This window comes from Devosia sp. (assembly GCF_017307495.1).
GTDB lineage: Bacteria > Pseudomonadota > Alphaproteobacteria > Rhizobiales > Devosiaceae > Devosia_A.
In genome coordinates, this window is record NZ_JAFKHE010000016.1 from 270095 (window position 1) to 285076 (window position 14982).

A 14982-nucleotide genomic window follows, 5' to 3' on the forward strand; every position below is an offset into this window, starting at 1 on the left:
GGGGAGGTAGGCGACGGGCCGCCTGCCCCAGTACCCCCTACCCGCGCGCGAGCTTCCCCCGGCCTTCGGGCAGCACGCGGTGCGGGGGCTGGGCGCCGTCGATGAAGGCGCGGATGTTGACGATCACCGTCTCGCCCATCTCCAGTCGCGCCTCGAGCGTCGCCGAAGCCATGTGCGCGGTGAGCACCACGCGATTGTCGCGCGCCAGCTGCAGCAGGCGTGGATCGATGCCGTTGCGGTTCTCGAACACATCGAGAGCCGCGCCGGACAGATGCCCCGACTCGATCCCGGCGATCAGCGCCGCCTCGTCGACAAGCTCGGAACGCGACACGTTCACGACCCAGGCGTCCTGCCGCATCCGGCTTAGCCGCGCGGCATTCAGGATGTGCTGGGTGGCGCGGGTCAGCGGGGTGTGCAGCGAGACGATGTCGACCTCGCCCACCATTTCGTCGAGCGTGTCCCAGTAGGTGGCGCCGAGCGCCTCCTCGACCTGCGGCGGCCGGCGGTGACGCGAGAAGTAGTGGATGGCGAGGCCGAAGCTCTTGGCCCGCGTCGCCACCGCAGTGCCGATCCGGCCCATGCCGACGATGCCCAGCGCCTTGCCGCGCAGCCGCCGGCCGAGCATCCAGGTCGGCGACCAGCCGGGCCACTCGCCGGTCTTCGGCAGCACCCCGGCGCCCTCGACCAGGCGGCGCGGCAGTGCCAGCATCAGCATCACCGCCATGTCGGCGGTGTCTTCCGTCAGGACAGAGGGCGTGTTGGTGACGGTGAGGCCGGCGGCATAGGCGGCCTCGATGTCGATGTTGTCGTAGCCATTGCCGAACTGGGCGATGAGCTTGACGGTCGGCGGCAACCGCGCGATCAGTGCGGCGTCGATCGTATCATTGATCGAGGTGACGAGCACGTCGCGGCCTTCGGCCCCGGCCACGATCGCATCGGCGCTGAGCACGCCGTCGACCGGCTTGCAGCTCATGTCGAACAGCGTCGCCATCCGCGCCTCGATCTGCTCGGGCAGGCGCCGGGTGACGAAGATGCTGGGTCGGCTGAGCGTCAAGTGAGGTGCCTTTCAGCGACCATTAAGGTCTTTTGCCTAGTGATAGAAAAAAAGCACACCCCTGCAAAGTCATGATCGGCAGCTCCCTGCTCCTTTCGAGGCGCGCCATCGGGCGGCGAATCGGCGCTGCCCTCAGCGTCCTGCTCCTCGGCCTGCCCCTGCTCCCCACCGCCGCGATCAGCGCGGCCGAAGGTCCCAGCGGCCTGCCCCTGCCGCGCTTCGTCACCACGCGGTCGACGCCGATCAACGTGCGCGTCGGCCCCGGCACCAAGTATGGCGTGGCCTGGGTCTACGTGAAGGCCGGCACGCCGGTCGAGATCATCCAGGAATTCGACACCTGGCGGAAGATTCGCGATGCCGACGGCTCGGAGGGCTGGCTGCATCAGAACCTGCTGGTCGGCAAGCGCGCCGGGCTGGTGGCGCCATGGAAGCCGGCCGGCGAGCAGATCGCGCTGCTGCGCTCGGCTGACGAAAATGCCGGCGTGCGTGCCTGGCTGACGCCGAACTTCCGCGTCGACATCAAGGAATGCACCGGCACGTGGTGCGAAGTCGTCGCCACCACCCATCCGGTCAATGGCGGCCCGCAGAGCTTCGACGGCTGGCTGCACCAGGACGAACTGTGGGGCGTCTACAAGGGCGAGGAATTCGACTGACGGCCTGGTCAGCGCCTCAGCTCACGACCGTGATCCGCTCCGATGCGCGAGTGACGCCGGTGTAGAGCCAGCGGGCACGGTCCTCGCGGAAGACGAAGCTCTCGTCGAACAGGTAGACATTGTCCCACTGGCTACCCTGCGCCTTGTGCACGGTCAGGCAGTAGCCGAAGGTGAACTCGTCGTACTGCCGGCGCTCGGGCCAGCTCAACGCATCCTCCTCGCCCGAAAAGAACGCCGCGTGCGTCACCACCTTGGCCTGCGTCGCCTTGCCGGTGGTGGGCTCGTCCGGATCGAGGGTCATCGAATAGCGCGCGTTGGAGCGCTTCTTGACCTCGGCGGCGGTCCAGATCTGCCCGTTGAGCAGCTTCTTGATCGGGTTGTTCCTCAGGCAGACGAGGCGGTCGCCGGCGACCGGCTCGTGGCTGGGCAGGTTCTTCAGTTCGCGGATGCGGTCGTTGTAGGCGACGCGCGTCTTGTTGCGGCCGGCCAGCACCTGGTCGGCCTCCATCACCGCGTCGCGGTCCACGTCCGCTCGGGGGATGACGAGGCTTTCGCCATAACGGCCATGTTCGAGATAGCCGCCCTCGCGGATATCCATCGACATGCGGATGATCGGGTTGTCAGCCGCCTGCCGGTGGATCTCGGTCAGCATGTAGTCGGGCTCGTCGGCGGTGAAGAAGCCGGTGCCCTGTACCGGCGGCAGCTGGAACGGGTCGCCCAGCACCAGCACCTTGGTGCCGAAGCTCAGCAGGTCGCGGCCGAGGGCCTCGTCGACCATCGACACTTCGTCGATGACGATGAGGTCGGCGGTGATCGCCTCGCTCTCGGGATCGAGGGCGAAGCGCGGCTCGCCCTCCTTGTCCGACACGAGCGTGTAGATGAGGCTGTGGATGGTCGAGGCGCCGCGCGCGCCGTACTTGCGCATCACCATCGCCGCCTTGCCGGTGAAGGCGGCGTATTTCACCGACTTCACCCCCTGCGCCAGGTGCCGGGCGAGCGTCGACTTGCCGGTCCCGGCCCAGCCGAACAGGCGGAACACCTGCTTGCCCGACTTGTCCTTGAGCCAGCTGGAGACCGCCTGCAGCGCCTCGTCTTGTTGCGGCGACCACTCCATCAGACGATGCGGCACTCCACCGTGCCGATGCCGGCGATGGCGCCCGCGAGCCGGTCGCCCGCGACCACGGCGCCCACGCCCGCAGGCGTGCCGGTCATGACCAGGTCGCCGGGGAAGAGCTCGAAGTACTGCGAAAGTTCCGCGATCACATGCGCCAGGTCCCAGATCATGTCGGAGATGTCCCCGGACTGGCGGATGTCGCCGTTGACCCGCAGCTCGATCGCGCCCTTGAGCGGGGTCGCGACGCTCTCGGCCCTCACCAGCGCCCCGATCGGGGCGGAGTGATCGAAGCCCTTGGCGACTTCCCAGGGCTTTGCCGCCTTCTTGGCCCAGGCCTGCAGGTCGCGCCGGGTCAGGTCGATGCCGACGGCGTAGCCCCAGACATGCGCCATGGCGTCGGCGACGGCGATATCGCTGCCGCCGGTGCCGATGGCCGCGACCAGCTCGATCTCGTGATGGAGGTTCTCGGTCCGCGTCGGATACGGCACGTCGGCACCACCGGTCACCACCGCATCGGCCGGCTTCGAAAAGAAGAAGGGCGGCTCGGCATTGGGGTCGTGTCCCATCTCGCGCGCATGTTCGGCATAGTTGCGGCCGACGCAATAGACGCGGCGCACCGGAAACAATCCGCCGCCCGCGACCGGGATGGCAGCCTGCGGCGGCGGGGCAATGACGTAGTCGGCCATGTTGGATTCCAAGCTTGAACGCGACGAACCTTACGCGAAGTCTCGTCAAGTACAAAACAGGAACTTTGCTGCCGACACCCGCGCGCCGGTTATGCCACGACGACGACGACGCGGAAGCCGGAATCTCGATTTCCCCACCGCCCGGCCCGGACGCGGCGCAAAGCCCGGCGAGATGTCGTGGATCGGGATATTGCCGGGCGTGCCGGTATCGTGGGATGGGTTAGCCTCCAGTCCACGGGAGCGTCACCCGCCATGGCCTACAAACCCTTCGATGCCGATGCGCTGATCGACGCCACGGCCCCGTTGTTGCAGTTGCATGTCGCACCGGAGCATCGTGCCGGGATCAAGCTGAACCTGAAGACCGCCAGCAAGATGGCGGCGCTGGTCGAACAGGTCAAACTCGCGGACGACGCCGAACCTGCCCCGGTCTATCGCCCATGAAGGCGACGTCGGGCGCAGCCGAGATCGCCGCGAGCGTGAGGTCGGGCGCGCTGAAGGCCCGGGCCGTGGTGGAAGCCGCGCTGTCCCGCATCGACCGGCACAATGCAATGCTCGGAGCCTTTACCGAGGTCACCGCCGAGCGGGCCCTGGCCGCCGCCGACGCCGTCGACGCCAAGGTGGCCGAGGGCCAGGATCCGGGACCCCTGGCCGGCGTGCCGTTCGCCGCCAAGAACCTGTACGACATCAAGGGTGTGGTGACCCGCGCCGGATCGCTGATCAATCGCGACAATCCGCCGGCACGACAGGATGCAACGCTGGTCACCCGGCTCGAAGCGGCCGGGGCGATGCTGGTCGGCGCCCTCAACATGGGCGAATACGCCTACGACTTCACCGGCGAGAACGTCCACGACGGACCGTCGCGCAACCCGCATGCGCTCGATCGCATGACGGGCGGCTCGTCGGGCGGGGCGGCCGCCGCGGTGGCGGCCGGTCTGGTGCCGCTGAGCCTTGGCTCCGACACCAATGGCTCGATCCGCGTGCCGGCCTCGTTGTGCGGCCTGTTCGGGCTGAAGCCCACCTATGGCCGGCTCAGCCGGGCGCATACGTTTCCGTTCGTTTCGAGCCTCGACCATCTCGGCCCCTTCGCTCGCTCGGTGAAGGACCTGGCGCTGGCCTATGACGCGCTGCAGGGCTTCGACGAGGCTGACCCAGCCCAGACCAAGCGGGTGAACGAACCCACCGCGGCCCGTCTCAGGCATCCGGTGCCGGGCCTGAGAATCGCCGTTGCCGGCGACTATTTCGCCGGCCCGGCGGAAGCGCAGGCGCATGTGCAGAAGGTGGCCGGGGCGCTCGATGCCACCAAGGTGGTGACCCTGCCCGATGCGCAGGCGGCCCGCGCCGCCGCCTTCCTCATCACCATGGCCGAAGGGGCGGCGCTGCATCTCGATCGGCTGCGCCAGCGTCCCGACGATTTCGACCCCGAGGTACGCGACCGGCTGCTCGCCGGCGCCATGCTGCCGGCGGTATGGGTGGAGCGGGCGCAGAAGGTGCGCCGCGCCTTCCGCGAGAAGGTGCTGAGGTTGTTCGACGAGGTCGACGCCATCCTGGCGCCGGCGACCCCGATGAAGGCGCCGCTGATCGGCCAGAAGACCGCGCCGTTCGGCGGCATCGAGCTGCCGGTGCGGCAGAACATGGGCATCTTCACCCAGCCGATCTCGTTCATCGGCCTGCCGGTCGCCGCCGTGCCGGTATGGCTCGACGGCGAAGCCCTGCCGCTCGGCGTGCAGGTGATCGCGGCCCCCTGGCGCGAGGACATCTGCCTCAGGCTCGCGCACCAGCTCGAGACGCAGGGCACCTGCCGCGCGCCGGTGGCCCGGGGGTTTGCCGACGACTGAAGGTGCCGGTCGATACCGATCGACCAGCCCCAGACCCCGGCAGACGTGGCGCGCCTAGGCCGTCCAGCCGCCGTCGATGATGTGCACCTGGCCGGTGGTGTAGGTGGCGCCGGCGAGGTAGACGGCGAGGTCGGCGACTTCCTCGGGCTGCGCGATGCGACCGATCGGCTGGCGGGCGATGAACGCCTTCTTGGCCGCCTCGAAGTCGCCGGTGGCCTTCCAGCGCTCGTGCAGCGACGGTGAGTCGACCGTGCCCGGGGCGATGGCGTTCACCCGGATGCCCTTGGACGTATAGTCCGCGGCCAGCGACTTGGTGAGGCCGATCACGGCCGCCTTGGAAATGGTGTAGGCGGCGCGGTTCGGCACGCCCTTCACCGAGGAGGCGACGGTCGCCATGTTGATGATCGTGCCTTCGCCGCGCTCGAGCATCTGCGGCAGCACGGCCTTGATGGCGCGGACCTGGGCCCAGACGTTCAGGTCGAAGGCGAACTCGAGATCCTTGTCGGGCATTTCCATGATCGTGCCGTTGTGGACGACCCCGGCACAGTTGAACAGCACGTCGATGCGGCCGATCTCGGCGACCGCCTTGTTCACCTCCTCGGTGCTGAGCACGTTGAGGACGCGCGTCGTCACGTTGGGCGTGCCGTCGAGCTCCTTGAGCTTTTCGGCGTTGATGTCGGTCGCGATCACCTTGGCGCCGGCCTTGACGAAAGCACGGACCGAGGCAAGGCCGATGCCCTGCGCCGCGGCGGTGATGAGGACGATCTTGCCGCTCAGGTCGGCCATTGGAGTCTCCTGTCGTTACGTGTTGGCTGAGGCGGCCGCCTCAAGCCCGATGTCGAGGATTTGGGACATGCAGTGCATGGGGTCGACCTAGAGGTGTATCGAGTGCGAGCCTTCGACCGTCATCCGTTCGATAGCGTCGAAGTCCCAGGCGATGCCGAGGCCCGGCTTGTTCGAGGGGATGGCTTTACCATCGCGGATGGTCATTGCCTCAGTCGTCAATTCGTCTAGCTGCGGGATGTACTCGACCCAGCGCCCGTTCGGGATGGCGGCGCACAGCGAGACGTGCAGTTCCATGAGGAAATGCGGGCAGATCGCGATGTTGAAGGCCTCCGCCATGTGCGCGACCTTGAGCCAGGGCGTGATGCCGCCGATCCGGCCGACATCGACCTGGATGACCGAGCAGGCATGGCGCTCGAGATACTCGCGGAAGTGGATGGGCGAGTAGAGGCTCTCGCCCACCGCGATCGGGATCGAGGTGTGCGCGACGAGGCGGGTGTGCCCGGAAATATCCTCCGCCGTCAGCGGCTCCTCGAACCAGCCGATGTCGAGCGGTTCGTAGGCGCGGGCGCGCCGGATGGCTTCGTCGACGTTGAAGCGCTGGTTGGCATCGGTGAAGATCTCGAAGCCGGGGCCCACCGCCTCGCGCACCGCCGCGATGCGGCGCACGTCCTCGTGGATGGGGCGCCCGACCTTGAGCTTGCAGCCGCCGAAGCCGTCGGACCTGGCGCGCAGGGCGTCCTCGATCAGCGCGGACTCCTCGAGGTGCAGCCAGCCACCCTCGGTGGTGTAGAGCGGGATCGCGTCCTGCGCCCCGCCGGCGAGCAGGTGCAGCGGCAGCCCCAGTTTCCGCGCCTTCAGATCCCACAGCGCCGTGTCGATCGCGGCGAGCGCGATCGAGGTGATGGCGCCGGTAGTGGTGGCGTGGGTGAGGAACAGCAGGTCGCGCCAGAGCTTTTCGATCTCGTGCGCTTCGCGGCCGATGATCGCCGGCACCAGCGTGCGCTTCAGCAGCTCGATCACCGAGTGACCGCCGGTGCCGATGGTATAGCTGTAGCCGGTCCCCACGGCCCCGTCGGCATCGGTGATGCGCACGATCGGGGTTTCCTGCGAGACGAAGGACTGGATAGCGTCGACCCGCTTCACTTTCGGCTGGAGGTCGACCATCAGCACTTCGACCCGCGCGATGCGCGCCATGGCTCTCTCCCGCAGCCGGCTTCTGATCCGGCTTGTTGTGCATATGTGAAAAGACTATTCGTGAGTAAGCACGAGGGGTGCGGGGCGTCAATCATGCCTATGGGGGGAGCGTGAGCCAGCTCGAGGATCCGGACAAATACCGTGCCCCGGCGCTCGACAAGGGCCTCGACATCCTCGAGCTTCTGGCCGGCACCGAGGAGGGGCTGAGCCAGGCCGAGATCGCCAAGGCGCTCGACCGCTCGCCCAACGAGATCTACCGCATGCTCGACCGGCTGGTGCGGCGCGGCTACGTGCGGCGCACCTCGGCCGACCGCTACGAAGTGACGCTCAAGCTGTTCGAGCTCGCCTATGCCCGCCCGCCGTTGCAGCGGCTGCTCAGCCAGGCCCTGCCGGTGATGCGGCGCTTTGCCCGCGACGCCGAGCAGGCCTGCCACCTCGCCACCTACGACCGCGGCGCGCTGGTGGTGGCGGCCCAGGTCGACGGGCCGGGCTACTGGAACGTCTCGATCCGGGTCGGCTCGCGCATCAGCCTCGTCAACACCGGCTCGGGCCATATCCTGCTCGCCTTCGCCGGGCCCGACGAGCGCCGGCTGATGCTCGACGAGCAGGACCCGCCCGAAGGCCTCACGGCTGCGCTCGAGGAGCGGCTGAAGCAGGTGCGGCGGCAGGGCTACGAGAACATGCCGAGCCGGCAGATCGCGGCGGTCAGCAACCTGTCGGTGCCCATCCTGGGGCCGATGGGTCGGGTGCTGGCGGTGCTCACCTGCCCCTATTCCGAGCGGCTGGACGTCCGGACAGCGCCGGGCCGGGACCGGGTGATGGAGATGCTGATCGGCTGCGGCGAGGAGATTTCGCAGGTGCGCGGCTAGGCCGGACGGAGGGGTTGGCCCAAGTCATCTGCGTCTGCTGTTCTGAGCCTACCCCACCAACGGAGTCATTCCGGCGAAGGCCGGAACCTCTGTTTGCGGAGAGTGCGGCAAACAGAGATCCCTGCTTGCGCAGGGATGACCCGGTGAATGACGACAAATGGGTGCGCGAGGAGGAATAGGATGAAGCGATACGGCGCAGTGCTTGGCCTCAAGCCCGAGGCGGTGGCGGAATATGTGCGGGTGCATGCGGCGGTGTGGCCGGACGTGCTGGCCCAGATCAGGCGGAGCAACATCCGCAACTACTCGATCTTCCTCAAGCAGCCGGAGAACCTGCTGTTCTCCTACTTCGAATATGTCGGCACCGACTACGAGGCCGACATGGCGGCGATGGCGGCCGACCCGGTGACGCAGGACTGGTGGGCGCTGTGCATGCCGATGCAGTCGCCGCTCGAGACGCGGAAGGACGGCGAGTGGTGGGCTGCGGTGGACGAGGTGTTTCATACCGACTGAAGCGGCCCCGCCCGCCGCCGTTGACGCGCGCGTTTGAAGCGCCTAACTCGGGCTGATGAAACGCGATACCCACAAGCCCACCGGCCCGACCCAGCGCATGCTGCGCGTGGGCGAACTGGTGCGCCATGCGCTGGCGCAGCTGTTCTCGCGCGGCGAGATCGAAGATCCGCTGCTCGAGGGCAAGGTGATCACTGTACCGGAAGTGCGGATGACACCGGACCTGAAGCTCGCCAATGCCTACGTCATGCCGCTCGGCGGCGAAGGCGCCGACGAAGTCGTCGCCGCGCTCAACCGGCACCACAAGTTCATCCGCGGCCGCATCGCGCCGGAGCTCGACCTGAAATTCGCGCCGGACCTCAAGTTCTTCGTCGACAACACGTTCGAGGAATTCGGCAAGATCGATGCCCTGCTGCGCTCCGAACGGGTGCAGCGCGACCTGCGCGACGACGAAGACGACGAATAGGCAGCCGTGGTGCGGCTTGATCTCGTTCAATCCGCACTCCCCGGCAGTCATCCCTATCCCTGCCAGCAGGGACCCAACCCTCCACCAGCGCGGGCTGCGAGATTGATCCCTGCCTGCGCAGGAATGACACCCGGCGTATTTGGCTCGAAGGTGCCAGCAATGTCCAAACCCCAATCGAACAAGCGCGACGTTTCCGGCTGGCTCGTCCTCGACAAGCCCTACGACATGACCTCGACCCAGGCGGTGGGCAAGGTCCGCTGGCTGTTCGGGGCCAAGAAGGCCGGCCATGCCGGGACGCTCGACCCGCTGGCCACCGGCATCCTGCCGATCGCGCTGGGCGAAGCGACCAAGACCGTGCCCGCGGTGCAGGACGGACAGAAGGTCTACCGCTTCACCATCAAGTGGGGCGAGCAGACCACCACCGACGATGCCGAGGGCGAGATCTGCGCCCGCTCCGAAGTCCGGCCGGACGCGGCGGCGATCACGGCAGCGCTGCCGGCCTTTACCGGGGAGATCCTCCAGACCCCGCCGGCCTTCTCGGCGATCAAGATCGACGGCGAGCGGGCCTACGACCTTGCCCGCGCCGGCGAGACGGTGGTGCTCGAGCCCCGGCCGGTATTCATCGAGGCGCTGCGCCTCGTCGCGCATGACGGGGCGACCAGCGCGCTGGAAATGACCTGCGAGAAGGGCACCTATGTGCGGGCGCTGGCGCGGGACCTGGCGCACCACCTCGGCTCGTGCGCGCACGTGGTCAAGCTGCACCGCGCCATGGTCGGGCCGTTCGGCGAGGCGCAGGCGGTGACGCTGGCGGAACTCGAGGCCGCCGCCGATCGCGACAGCCTGCTGCAACCCGTCACCGCCGGCCTGCTGCTGCTGCCCGAGGTCCGGCTCACGCCCGACCAGGCATCGGCGGTGCGGAACGGCAACCCGGTGCTGTTGACCGGCCCGCGCGGGCCGGTCGCGCTCGAGGCCGCCTGGGCCAGCTGCGCGGGGGCGGCCGTGGCGCTCGGGTGCGTCGAAATGGGGCGGTTCAAGCCGCATCGCGTCATTGCCGGCTGAAGGCTGGAACCAAGTCGCGGCCAGATGCATTGTGCAGCACTTGGTGACAGTTAGGGGCCGGACGATGTCTGCCGGGGCGAGAGATGGCTGACGGGTCTGTCCCGGCTGAGACAGGCGGTCGTCGGCTCCGGCTCATCGCGCGGCCGATTGCGGTGTACCTGTTCGTCCTCGCGCTGGTCGCGCTGGTGCCTGCCTTCATCTTCTCGGCGGTACTGCTGCAACGCAACAACGAGGCGCAGGAGCGCGTGGTCGAGACGCTGATCACCGGCAATGCCCGGGCCATCGTCCAGGCGGTCGACCGCGAGATCAATGCCAATGTGACGACGCTGCGCGTGCTCGCGACCATGCCGCCGGTCACGCCGGCCGACTACCCGGCCTTCCATTCGCGCGTGACCCAGGCCCTCGCCGGCACCGGCTCCTACGTCTACCTCGTCCATCCCGACATGACCTCCGACCTGTCGACACGAGTCAGCCTGGCAGAGCAGCGGGTCACCCGGGTCGGGGACGTGCAGACGGCGCAACGGGCGTTCGATACGCGCGAGGTGGCGATCTCCGATGCCGTGTTCGGCACCGTCTCGCAGCAATGGGTGGTCAATATCCTGATGCCGGTGTTCCCGGGCGGGCGCGATCCGTTCCTCCTCGGCCTCAGCCGCACCGCCGGCCAGCTGTCGATGGCGCTGCTGGCGAGCCGCATGCCGGACGGCTGGCGCGTGGCCCTGCTCGACCGCAGCGGCATCATCATCGCGACCTCCGGAGCCGGCGGCAGCACCGGGGAAGCCTTCACCTTGATTGCCCACGACCAGCTTGGCTCCACCCCCGGCTGGCGCGACATCCGCTCGGGCGGGATCGACTATCTCGCCGTTACCCAGCAATCGCTGCTGACCGGCTGGAGCGTCGTGGCCTGGGCCGAGCGCGGGGTCGTCGCCAAGCCGCTGGCCGACGCGTTCTGGTCGCTGCTTGCCGGCGGCGTGCTGCTCGCGGCGCTGGTGGTGCTGGTCATCTACGCGGTGAGCCTGCAGATCGGGCGCTCCGTGCACGGGCTCGAGGCCGACGCCAAGCGGCTGGGCGCCGGCCAGCCGGTCGAGGCGCGCAGCTTCCCCATCGCCGAGATCGAAACAGTCTCGGCCGCCCTGGGCGATGCGTCCCGGCGCCGGCAGGCGGCCGAAACCGAGGTGCGCTTCCTGATGCGCGAGCTGGCGCATCGCAGCAAGAACCAGATGACCATCATCGCGGCCATGGCCAAGCAGACGGCACGCGGCGCCGACAGCGTGCCCGAATTCGTGTCGAGCTTCGAGAAACGCATCTTCGGGCTGGCCCGCTCGACCGACCTGCTGCTGGCGCATGGCGTGGCCGGCGTCGACCTCAAGGAACTGCTGGTCGGCCAGATCGACCCGTTCTGCCCGGTCGACGGGCAGCAGGTGGTGGTCGAAGGCCCGGCGCTGCGGCTCAATGCGCAGGCCGCCCAGATCCTGGGCATGGCGGCGCATGAGCTTGCCACCAACGCGGTCAAGTACGGCGCCTTCAGCAAGGAGGGCGGTCACCTCGAGGTAAGCTGGATGCGGTCCGGCGACCGGGTCGCCTTCGTCTGGCACGAGACCGGCGGGAAGCCGGTCGATGCGCCGCCCCGCCGCGGCTTCGGCACGACCGTGCTCGAGAACATGGTCGGACGCTCGCTCAATGGCGAAGTCAGCCGCGCGGCCCATGCGCGGGGCATCACCTGGCGGTTCTCGATCCCGATGGCCTCGCTCGACCCGAACGAAACGCTGAACAGCCGCGAGGACGGAGCGGACCGCAACCCGGGCGACAAATAACTGGCATTTGGCGGGGCTTTCCCCTATAGAGCGCGCCAAGTTCCGGCTCGCCGGCACTGCTCATGGCTCCGCCTGGACGACATCCCGGGCGGCAGCGTCCCGTTGATCCTCAATTGAAAGGACCATTCCGATGTCGATTACCGCTGAGCGGAAGACTGCGCTTATCAAGGACTTCGCCACCAAGAAGGACGACACCGGCTCGCCGGAAGTCCAGGTCGCGATCCTCTCCGAGCGCATCGCCAATCTCACCGAACACTTCAAGAGCCACAACAAGGATAACCATTCCCGTCGTGGCCTGTTGAAGATGGTTTCGACGCGCCGTCGTCTCCTCGACTACGTCAAGAAGACCGACGAAGCGCGCTACAAGGCGCTGATCGAGCGCCTGGGCCTGCGCCGCTGAGGCAAGGTCGATAACTTGGTCGCGGGGTACGCCCCGCGATCCTCTGGATGGCGGAACCGCCGTCCACGTATGCGTAGGCTGACGAACTACGCGGAGCATGGCGAGATCATCGGCCGCTCATGGCGCCAGAGGGCGCTCTCCCCCAAAGAGAATTGAGCGGCTCATCGTCTTGTCCATGTTCCGCCCCACCGGACAGGTGGGAGTCAGCGCGGAAACCGTGCCGATTTTGGGCTGGCGCAGCACATGGGGTGCTCCGCTCGCTGGCACACCGGATGAGTTCGCGGGGCCACTACGCCCCCGCGTTCCCGCTCATTCGAACAGAATGGAAAGACAGAACATGCCCATCAAGTTCGATCACCACAAAGTCGAGCTCAACTGGGGCGGCCAGCCGCTCACCCTCGAGACCGGCAAGATCGCCCGCCAGGCCGACGGCGCCGTGCTCGCCACCCTCGGTGAGACCGTCGTCCTCGCCACCGTCGTTTCGGCCAAGAAGCCGAAGCCGGGCCAGGACTTCTTCCCGCTGACCGTGAACTACCAGGAAAAGTACTTCGCCGCCGGCAAGATCCCGGGCGGCTACTTCAAGCGCGAAGGCCGCCCGACCGAAGCCGAGACGCTGACCTCGCGCCTGATCGACCGCCCGATCCGTCCGCTCTTCCCCGAGGGCTACAAGAACGAGACGCAGGTCATCGTCACCGTCCTCCAGCACGACATGGAGAACAATCCCGACGTGCTGTCGATGGTCGCCGCCTCTGCCGCGCTGACCATCTCGGGCGTGCCGTTCATGGGCCCGATCGGCGCGGCCCGCGTCGGTTACGTTGACGGCGAATACGTCCTCAACCTCGCCGTCGACAAGCGCGCCGACAGCAAGCTCGACCTCGTCATGGCCGGCACGCACGATGCGGTGCTGATGGTGGAATCGGAAGCCCAGGAGCTGTCCGAGGAAATCATGCTCGGCGCCGTGATGTTCGGCCACGCCGCTTCGCAGAAGGTCATCGACGCGATCATCAAGCTCGCCGAGCTGGCCGCCAAGGAACCGCGCGACTTCACCCCGCCGGACTACTCGGCGCTTGAAAAGGACGTGCTGGCGATCGCCGAGGCCGACCTGCGCGCAGCCTACAAGATCACCGACAAGGCCCAGCGCTACGCCGCCGTCGATGCCGCCAATGCCAAGGTCAAGGAGCACTTTGCTGCCCAGATCGAAGCCGGCACCGTGTCGGCCGAGGACCTGGGCGAGGTCGTGCACAACCTGCAGGCCAAGATCGTCCGCTGGAACATCCTCGACACCAAGACCCGCATCGACGGCCGCGACCTCACCACGGTCCGTCCGATCGTGGCGGAAGTCGGCGTGCTGCCGCGCACGCACGGCTCGGCCCTGTTCACCCGTGGCGAGACGCAGGCCCTCGTGGTCGCGACGCTCGGCACCGGCGACGACGAGCAGTTCGTCGACAGCCTCGAAGGCACCCAGAAGGTGAACTTCATGCTGCACTACAACTTCCCGCCCTACTCGGTCGGTGAAGCTGGCCGCATGGGCTCGCCCGGTCGTCGCGAGATCGGCCACGGCAAGCTCGCCTGGCGCGCCATCAATCCGATCCGCCCCAAGGCGGAAGAGTTCCCCTACACCATCCGCGTCGTCTCCGAGATCACCGAATCGAACGGCTCGTCCTCGATGGCGACCGTGTGCGGCACCTCGCTGGCGCTGATGGATGCGGGCGTGCCGATGAAGAAGCCGGTGGCCGGTATCGCCATGGGCCTCATCCTCGAAGGCGACCGCTACGCCGTCCTGTCGGACATCCTGGGTGACGAAGATCACCTCGGCGACATGGACTTCAAGGTTGCGGGCACCGCCGACGGCGTCACCTCGCTGCAGATGGACATCAAGATCGCCGGCATCACCGAGGAGATCATGAAGGTCGCGCTCGGCCAGGCCAAGGGCGGTCGCGAGCACATCCTGGGCGAGATGGCCAAGGCGCTCGACACCTCGCGCGCCAGCGTGGGCGAGTTCGCTCCGCGCATCGAGACCATCACCATCCCGACCGACAAGATCCGCGAAGTGATCGGCACCGGCGGCAAGGTGATCCGCGAGATCGTCGAGAAGACCGGCGCCAAGATCGACATCAACGACGACGGTACGGTGAAGGTGTCGTCCTCGGATGGCAAGGCGATCGACGCCGCCATCAAGTGGATCAAGGGCATCACCGATGAGCCGGAAGTCGGCGCCATCTACCAGGGCACCGTGGTCAAGACCGCTGATTTCGGCGCGTTCGTGAACTTCTTCGGCGCCAAGGACGGCCTCGTCCACATCAGCCAGCTCGCCGACCAGCGCGTGGCCAAGACCACCGACGTGGTCAAGGAAGGCGACAAGGTGTGGGTCAAGCTGCTCGGCTTCGACGATCGCGGCAAGGTCAAGCTGTCGATGAAGATCGTCGACCAGGAGACCGGCAAGGAACGCGCCAGGGAAGACGTTTCCGAGTAAGCGATCCGCCGATCAGGAACAGCAAGGCCCGGGAGCGATCCCGGGCCTTTGTCGTTCCCGGGGCCAGGAGGGGGG

15 protein-coding genes are annotated in these 14982 nt (G+C 67.6%); 10 read left to right on the forward strand and 5 right to left on the reverse strand.

All coding sequences use genetic code 11. From position 1 onward, the window contains the following. Nucleotides 1-37: 37 nt before the first annotated feature. Nucleotides 38-991, reverse strand: coding sequence for a D-glycerate dehydrogenase (locus tag J0I99_RS09275; RefSeq protein ID WP_291397235.1), 954 nt, complete (start codon nucleotides 989-991; stop codon nucleotides 38-40). Nucleotides 992-1125: 134 nt separating this feature from the next. Between J0I99_RS09275 and J0I99_RS09280 the strand changes: the two genes are divergently transcribed. Continuing rightward, nucleotides 1126-1707, forward strand: a complete 582-nt coding sequence (locus J0I99_RS09280) for an SH3 domain-containing protein (RefSeq protein ID WP_291397190.1) — start codon at nucleotides 1126-1128, stop codon at nucleotides 1705-1707. Nucleotides 1708-1723: 16 nt separating this feature from the next. Here the strand turns inward: J0I99_RS09280 and J0I99_RS09285 are convergent, their stop codons facing one another. Next, on the reverse strand, nucleotides 1724-2824 hold the full coding sequence (locus J0I99_RS09285) for an AAA family ATPase (RefSeq protein WP_291397236.1): 1101 nt from the start codon (nucleotides 2822-2824) through the stop codon (nucleotides 1724-1726). Then, the gene (locus J0I99_RS09290; RefSeq protein WP_291397191.1) at nucleotides 2821-3507 is read right to left on the reverse strand and encodes a fumarylacetoacetate hydrolase family protein; all 687 of its coding nucleotides are present in this window, start codon (nucleotides 3505-3507) and stop codon (nucleotides 2821-2823) included. Before J0I99_RS09290 ends, J0I99_RS09285 begins: the two co-directional genes overlap by 4 nt. A 252-nt stretch (nucleotides 3508-3759) precedes the next feature. Here J0I99_RS09290 and J0I99_RS09295 point away from each other — a divergent pair, with 252 nt between their 5' ends. Together J0I99_RS09295 and J0I99_RS09300 are read left to right on the forward strand one after the other, a co-directional pair. Continuing rightward, nucleotides 3760-3948: a DUF4089 domain-containing protein gene (locus J0I99_RS09295; protein WP_291389818.1), complete on the forward strand. Its 189-nt coding sequence runs from the start codon at nucleotides 3760-3762 to the stop codon at nucleotides 3946-3948. Then, on the forward strand, nucleotides 3945-5342 hold the full coding sequence (locus tag J0I99_RS09300; RefSeq protein WP_291397192.1) for an AtzE family amidohydrolase: 1398 nt from the start codon (nucleotides 3945-3947) through the stop codon (nucleotides 5340-5342). Before J0I99_RS09295 ends, J0I99_RS09300 begins: the two co-directional genes overlap by 4 nt. 54 nt (nucleotides 5343-5396) lie before the next feature. Here J0I99_RS09300 and J0I99_RS09305 read toward each other — a convergent pair whose 3' ends face one another. Both J0I99_RS09305 and J0I99_RS09310 read right to left on the reverse strand, forming a co-directional pair. Next, nucleotides 5397-6128, reverse strand: a complete 732-nt coding sequence (locus J0I99_RS09305; RefSeq protein ID WP_291397193.1) for an SDR family oxidoreductase — start codon at nucleotides 6126-6128, stop codon at nucleotides 5397-5399. Nucleotides 6129-6215: 87 nt separating this feature from the next. Further along, entirely contained in the window at nucleotides 6216-7322 is a 1107-nt protein-coding gene (locus J0I99_RS09310) for a mandelate racemase/muconate lactonizing enzyme family protein (RefSeq protein ID WP_291397194.1), read from the reverse strand. Nucleotides 7323-7432: 110 nt separating this feature from the next. Between J0I99_RS09310 and J0I99_RS09315 the strand changes: the two genes are divergently transcribed. The 7 genes from J0I99_RS09315 to pnp all read left to right on the forward strand — a co-directional run bounded on the left by J0I99_RS09315 (nucleotide 7433) and on the right by pnp (nucleotide 14907). Then, nucleotides 7433-8191 (forward strand): IclR family transcriptional regulator, encoded by a 759-nt coding sequence (locus J0I99_RS09315; protein WP_291389825.1) that lies wholly within the window; start codon nucleotides 7433-7435, stop codon nucleotides 8189-8191. Between the two features lie 180 nt (nucleotides 8192-8371). Continuing rightward, nucleotides 8372-8701: an L-rhamnose mutarotase gene (locus J0I99_RS09320; RefSeq protein WP_291389827.1), complete on the forward strand. Its 330-nt coding sequence runs from the start codon at nucleotides 8372-8374 to the stop codon at nucleotides 8699-8701. A gap of 52 nt (nucleotides 8702-8753) precedes the next feature. After that, nucleotides 8754-9164, forward strand: coding sequence for a 30S ribosome-binding factor RbfA (gene rbfA / locus J0I99_RS09325; protein WP_291397237.1), 411 nt, complete (start codon nucleotides 8754-8756; stop codon nucleotides 9162-9164). 159 nt (nucleotides 9165-9323) lie between these two features. Next, nucleotides 9324-10223 (forward strand): tRNA pseudouridine(55) synthase TruB, encoded by a 900-nt coding sequence (gene truB / locus J0I99_RS09330; RefSeq protein WP_291397195.1) that lies wholly within the window; start codon nucleotides 9324-9326, stop codon nucleotides 10221-10223. 83 nt (nucleotides 10224-10306) lie between these two features. Then, entirely contained in the window at nucleotides 10307-12034 is a 1728-nt protein-coding gene (locus J0I99_RS09335) for a sensor histidine kinase (protein WP_291397196.1), read from the forward strand. A gap of 130 nt (nucleotides 12035-12164) precedes the next feature. Beyond that, on the forward strand, nucleotides 12165-12434 hold the full coding sequence (rpsO, locus tag J0I99_RS09340) for a 30S ribosomal protein S15 (RefSeq protein ID WP_291389832.1): 270 nt from the start codon (nucleotides 12165-12167) through the stop codon (nucleotides 12432-12434). Nucleotides 12435-12771: 337 nt separating this feature from the next. Continuing rightward, nucleotides 12772-14907 carry a polyribonucleotide nucleotidyltransferase gene (pnp, locus tag J0I99_RS09345; protein ID WP_291389833.1) on the forward strand — a complete coding sequence of 712 codons (2136 nt, stop codon included), beginning with the start codon at nucleotides 12772-12774 and terminating at the stop codon, nucleotides 14905-14907. The last annotated feature ends 75 nt before the right edge of the window (nucleotides 14908-14982 follow it).

Excerpts from the sequence above, each read along its gene's own strand:
- J0I99_RS09305 (WP_291397193.1), bottom strand. The coding sequence starts at position 6,128 with ATGGCCGACCTGAGCGGCAAGATCGTCCTCATCACCGCCGCGGCGCAG.
- J0I99_RS09335 (WP_291397196.1), top strand. The coding sequence starts at position 10,307 with ATGGCTGACGGGTCTGTCCCGGCTGAGACAGGCGGTCGTCGGCTCCGG.
- J0I99_RS09275 (WP_291397235.1), bottom strand. The coding sequence starts at position 991 with ATGGCGACGCTGTTCGACATGAGCTGCAAGCCGGTCGACGGCGTGCTC.
- J0I99_RS09280 (WP_291397190.1), top strand. The coding sequence starts at position 1,126 with ATGATCGGCAGCTCCCTGCTCCTTTCGAGGCGCGCCATCGGGCGGCGA.
- J0I99_RS09300 (WP_291397192.1), top strand. The coding sequence starts at position 3,945 with ATGAAGGCGACGTCGGGCGCAGCCGAGATCGCCGCGAGCGTGAGGTCG.
- truB (WP_291397195.1), top strand. The coding sequence starts at position 9,324 with ATGTCCAAACCCCAATCGAACAAGCGCGACGTTTCCGGCTGGCTCGTC.
- J0I99_RS09310 (WP_291397194.1), bottom strand. The coding sequence starts at position 7,322 with ATGGCGCGCATCGCGCGGGTCGAAGTGCTGATGGTCGACCTCCAGCCG.
- J0I99_RS09290 (WP_291397191.1), bottom strand. The coding sequence starts at position 3,507 with ATGGCCGACTACGTCATTGCCCCGCCGCCGCAGGCTGCCATCCCGGTC.
- pnp (WP_291389833.1), top strand. The coding sequence starts at position 12,772 with ATGCCCATCAAGTTCGATCACCACAAAGTCGAGCTCAACTGGGGCGGC.
- rpsO (WP_291389832.1), top strand. The coding sequence starts at position 12,165 with ATGTCGATTACCGCTGAGCGGAAGACTGCGCTTATCAAGGACTTCGCC.
- J0I99_RS09320 (WP_291389827.1), top strand. The coding sequence starts at position 8,372 with ATGAAGCGATACGGCGCAGTGCTTGGCCTCAAGCCCGAGGCGGTGGCG.
- J0I99_RS09295 (WP_291389818.1), top strand. The coding sequence starts at position 3,760 with ATGGCCTACAAACCCTTCGATGCCGATGCGCTGATCGACGCCACGGCC.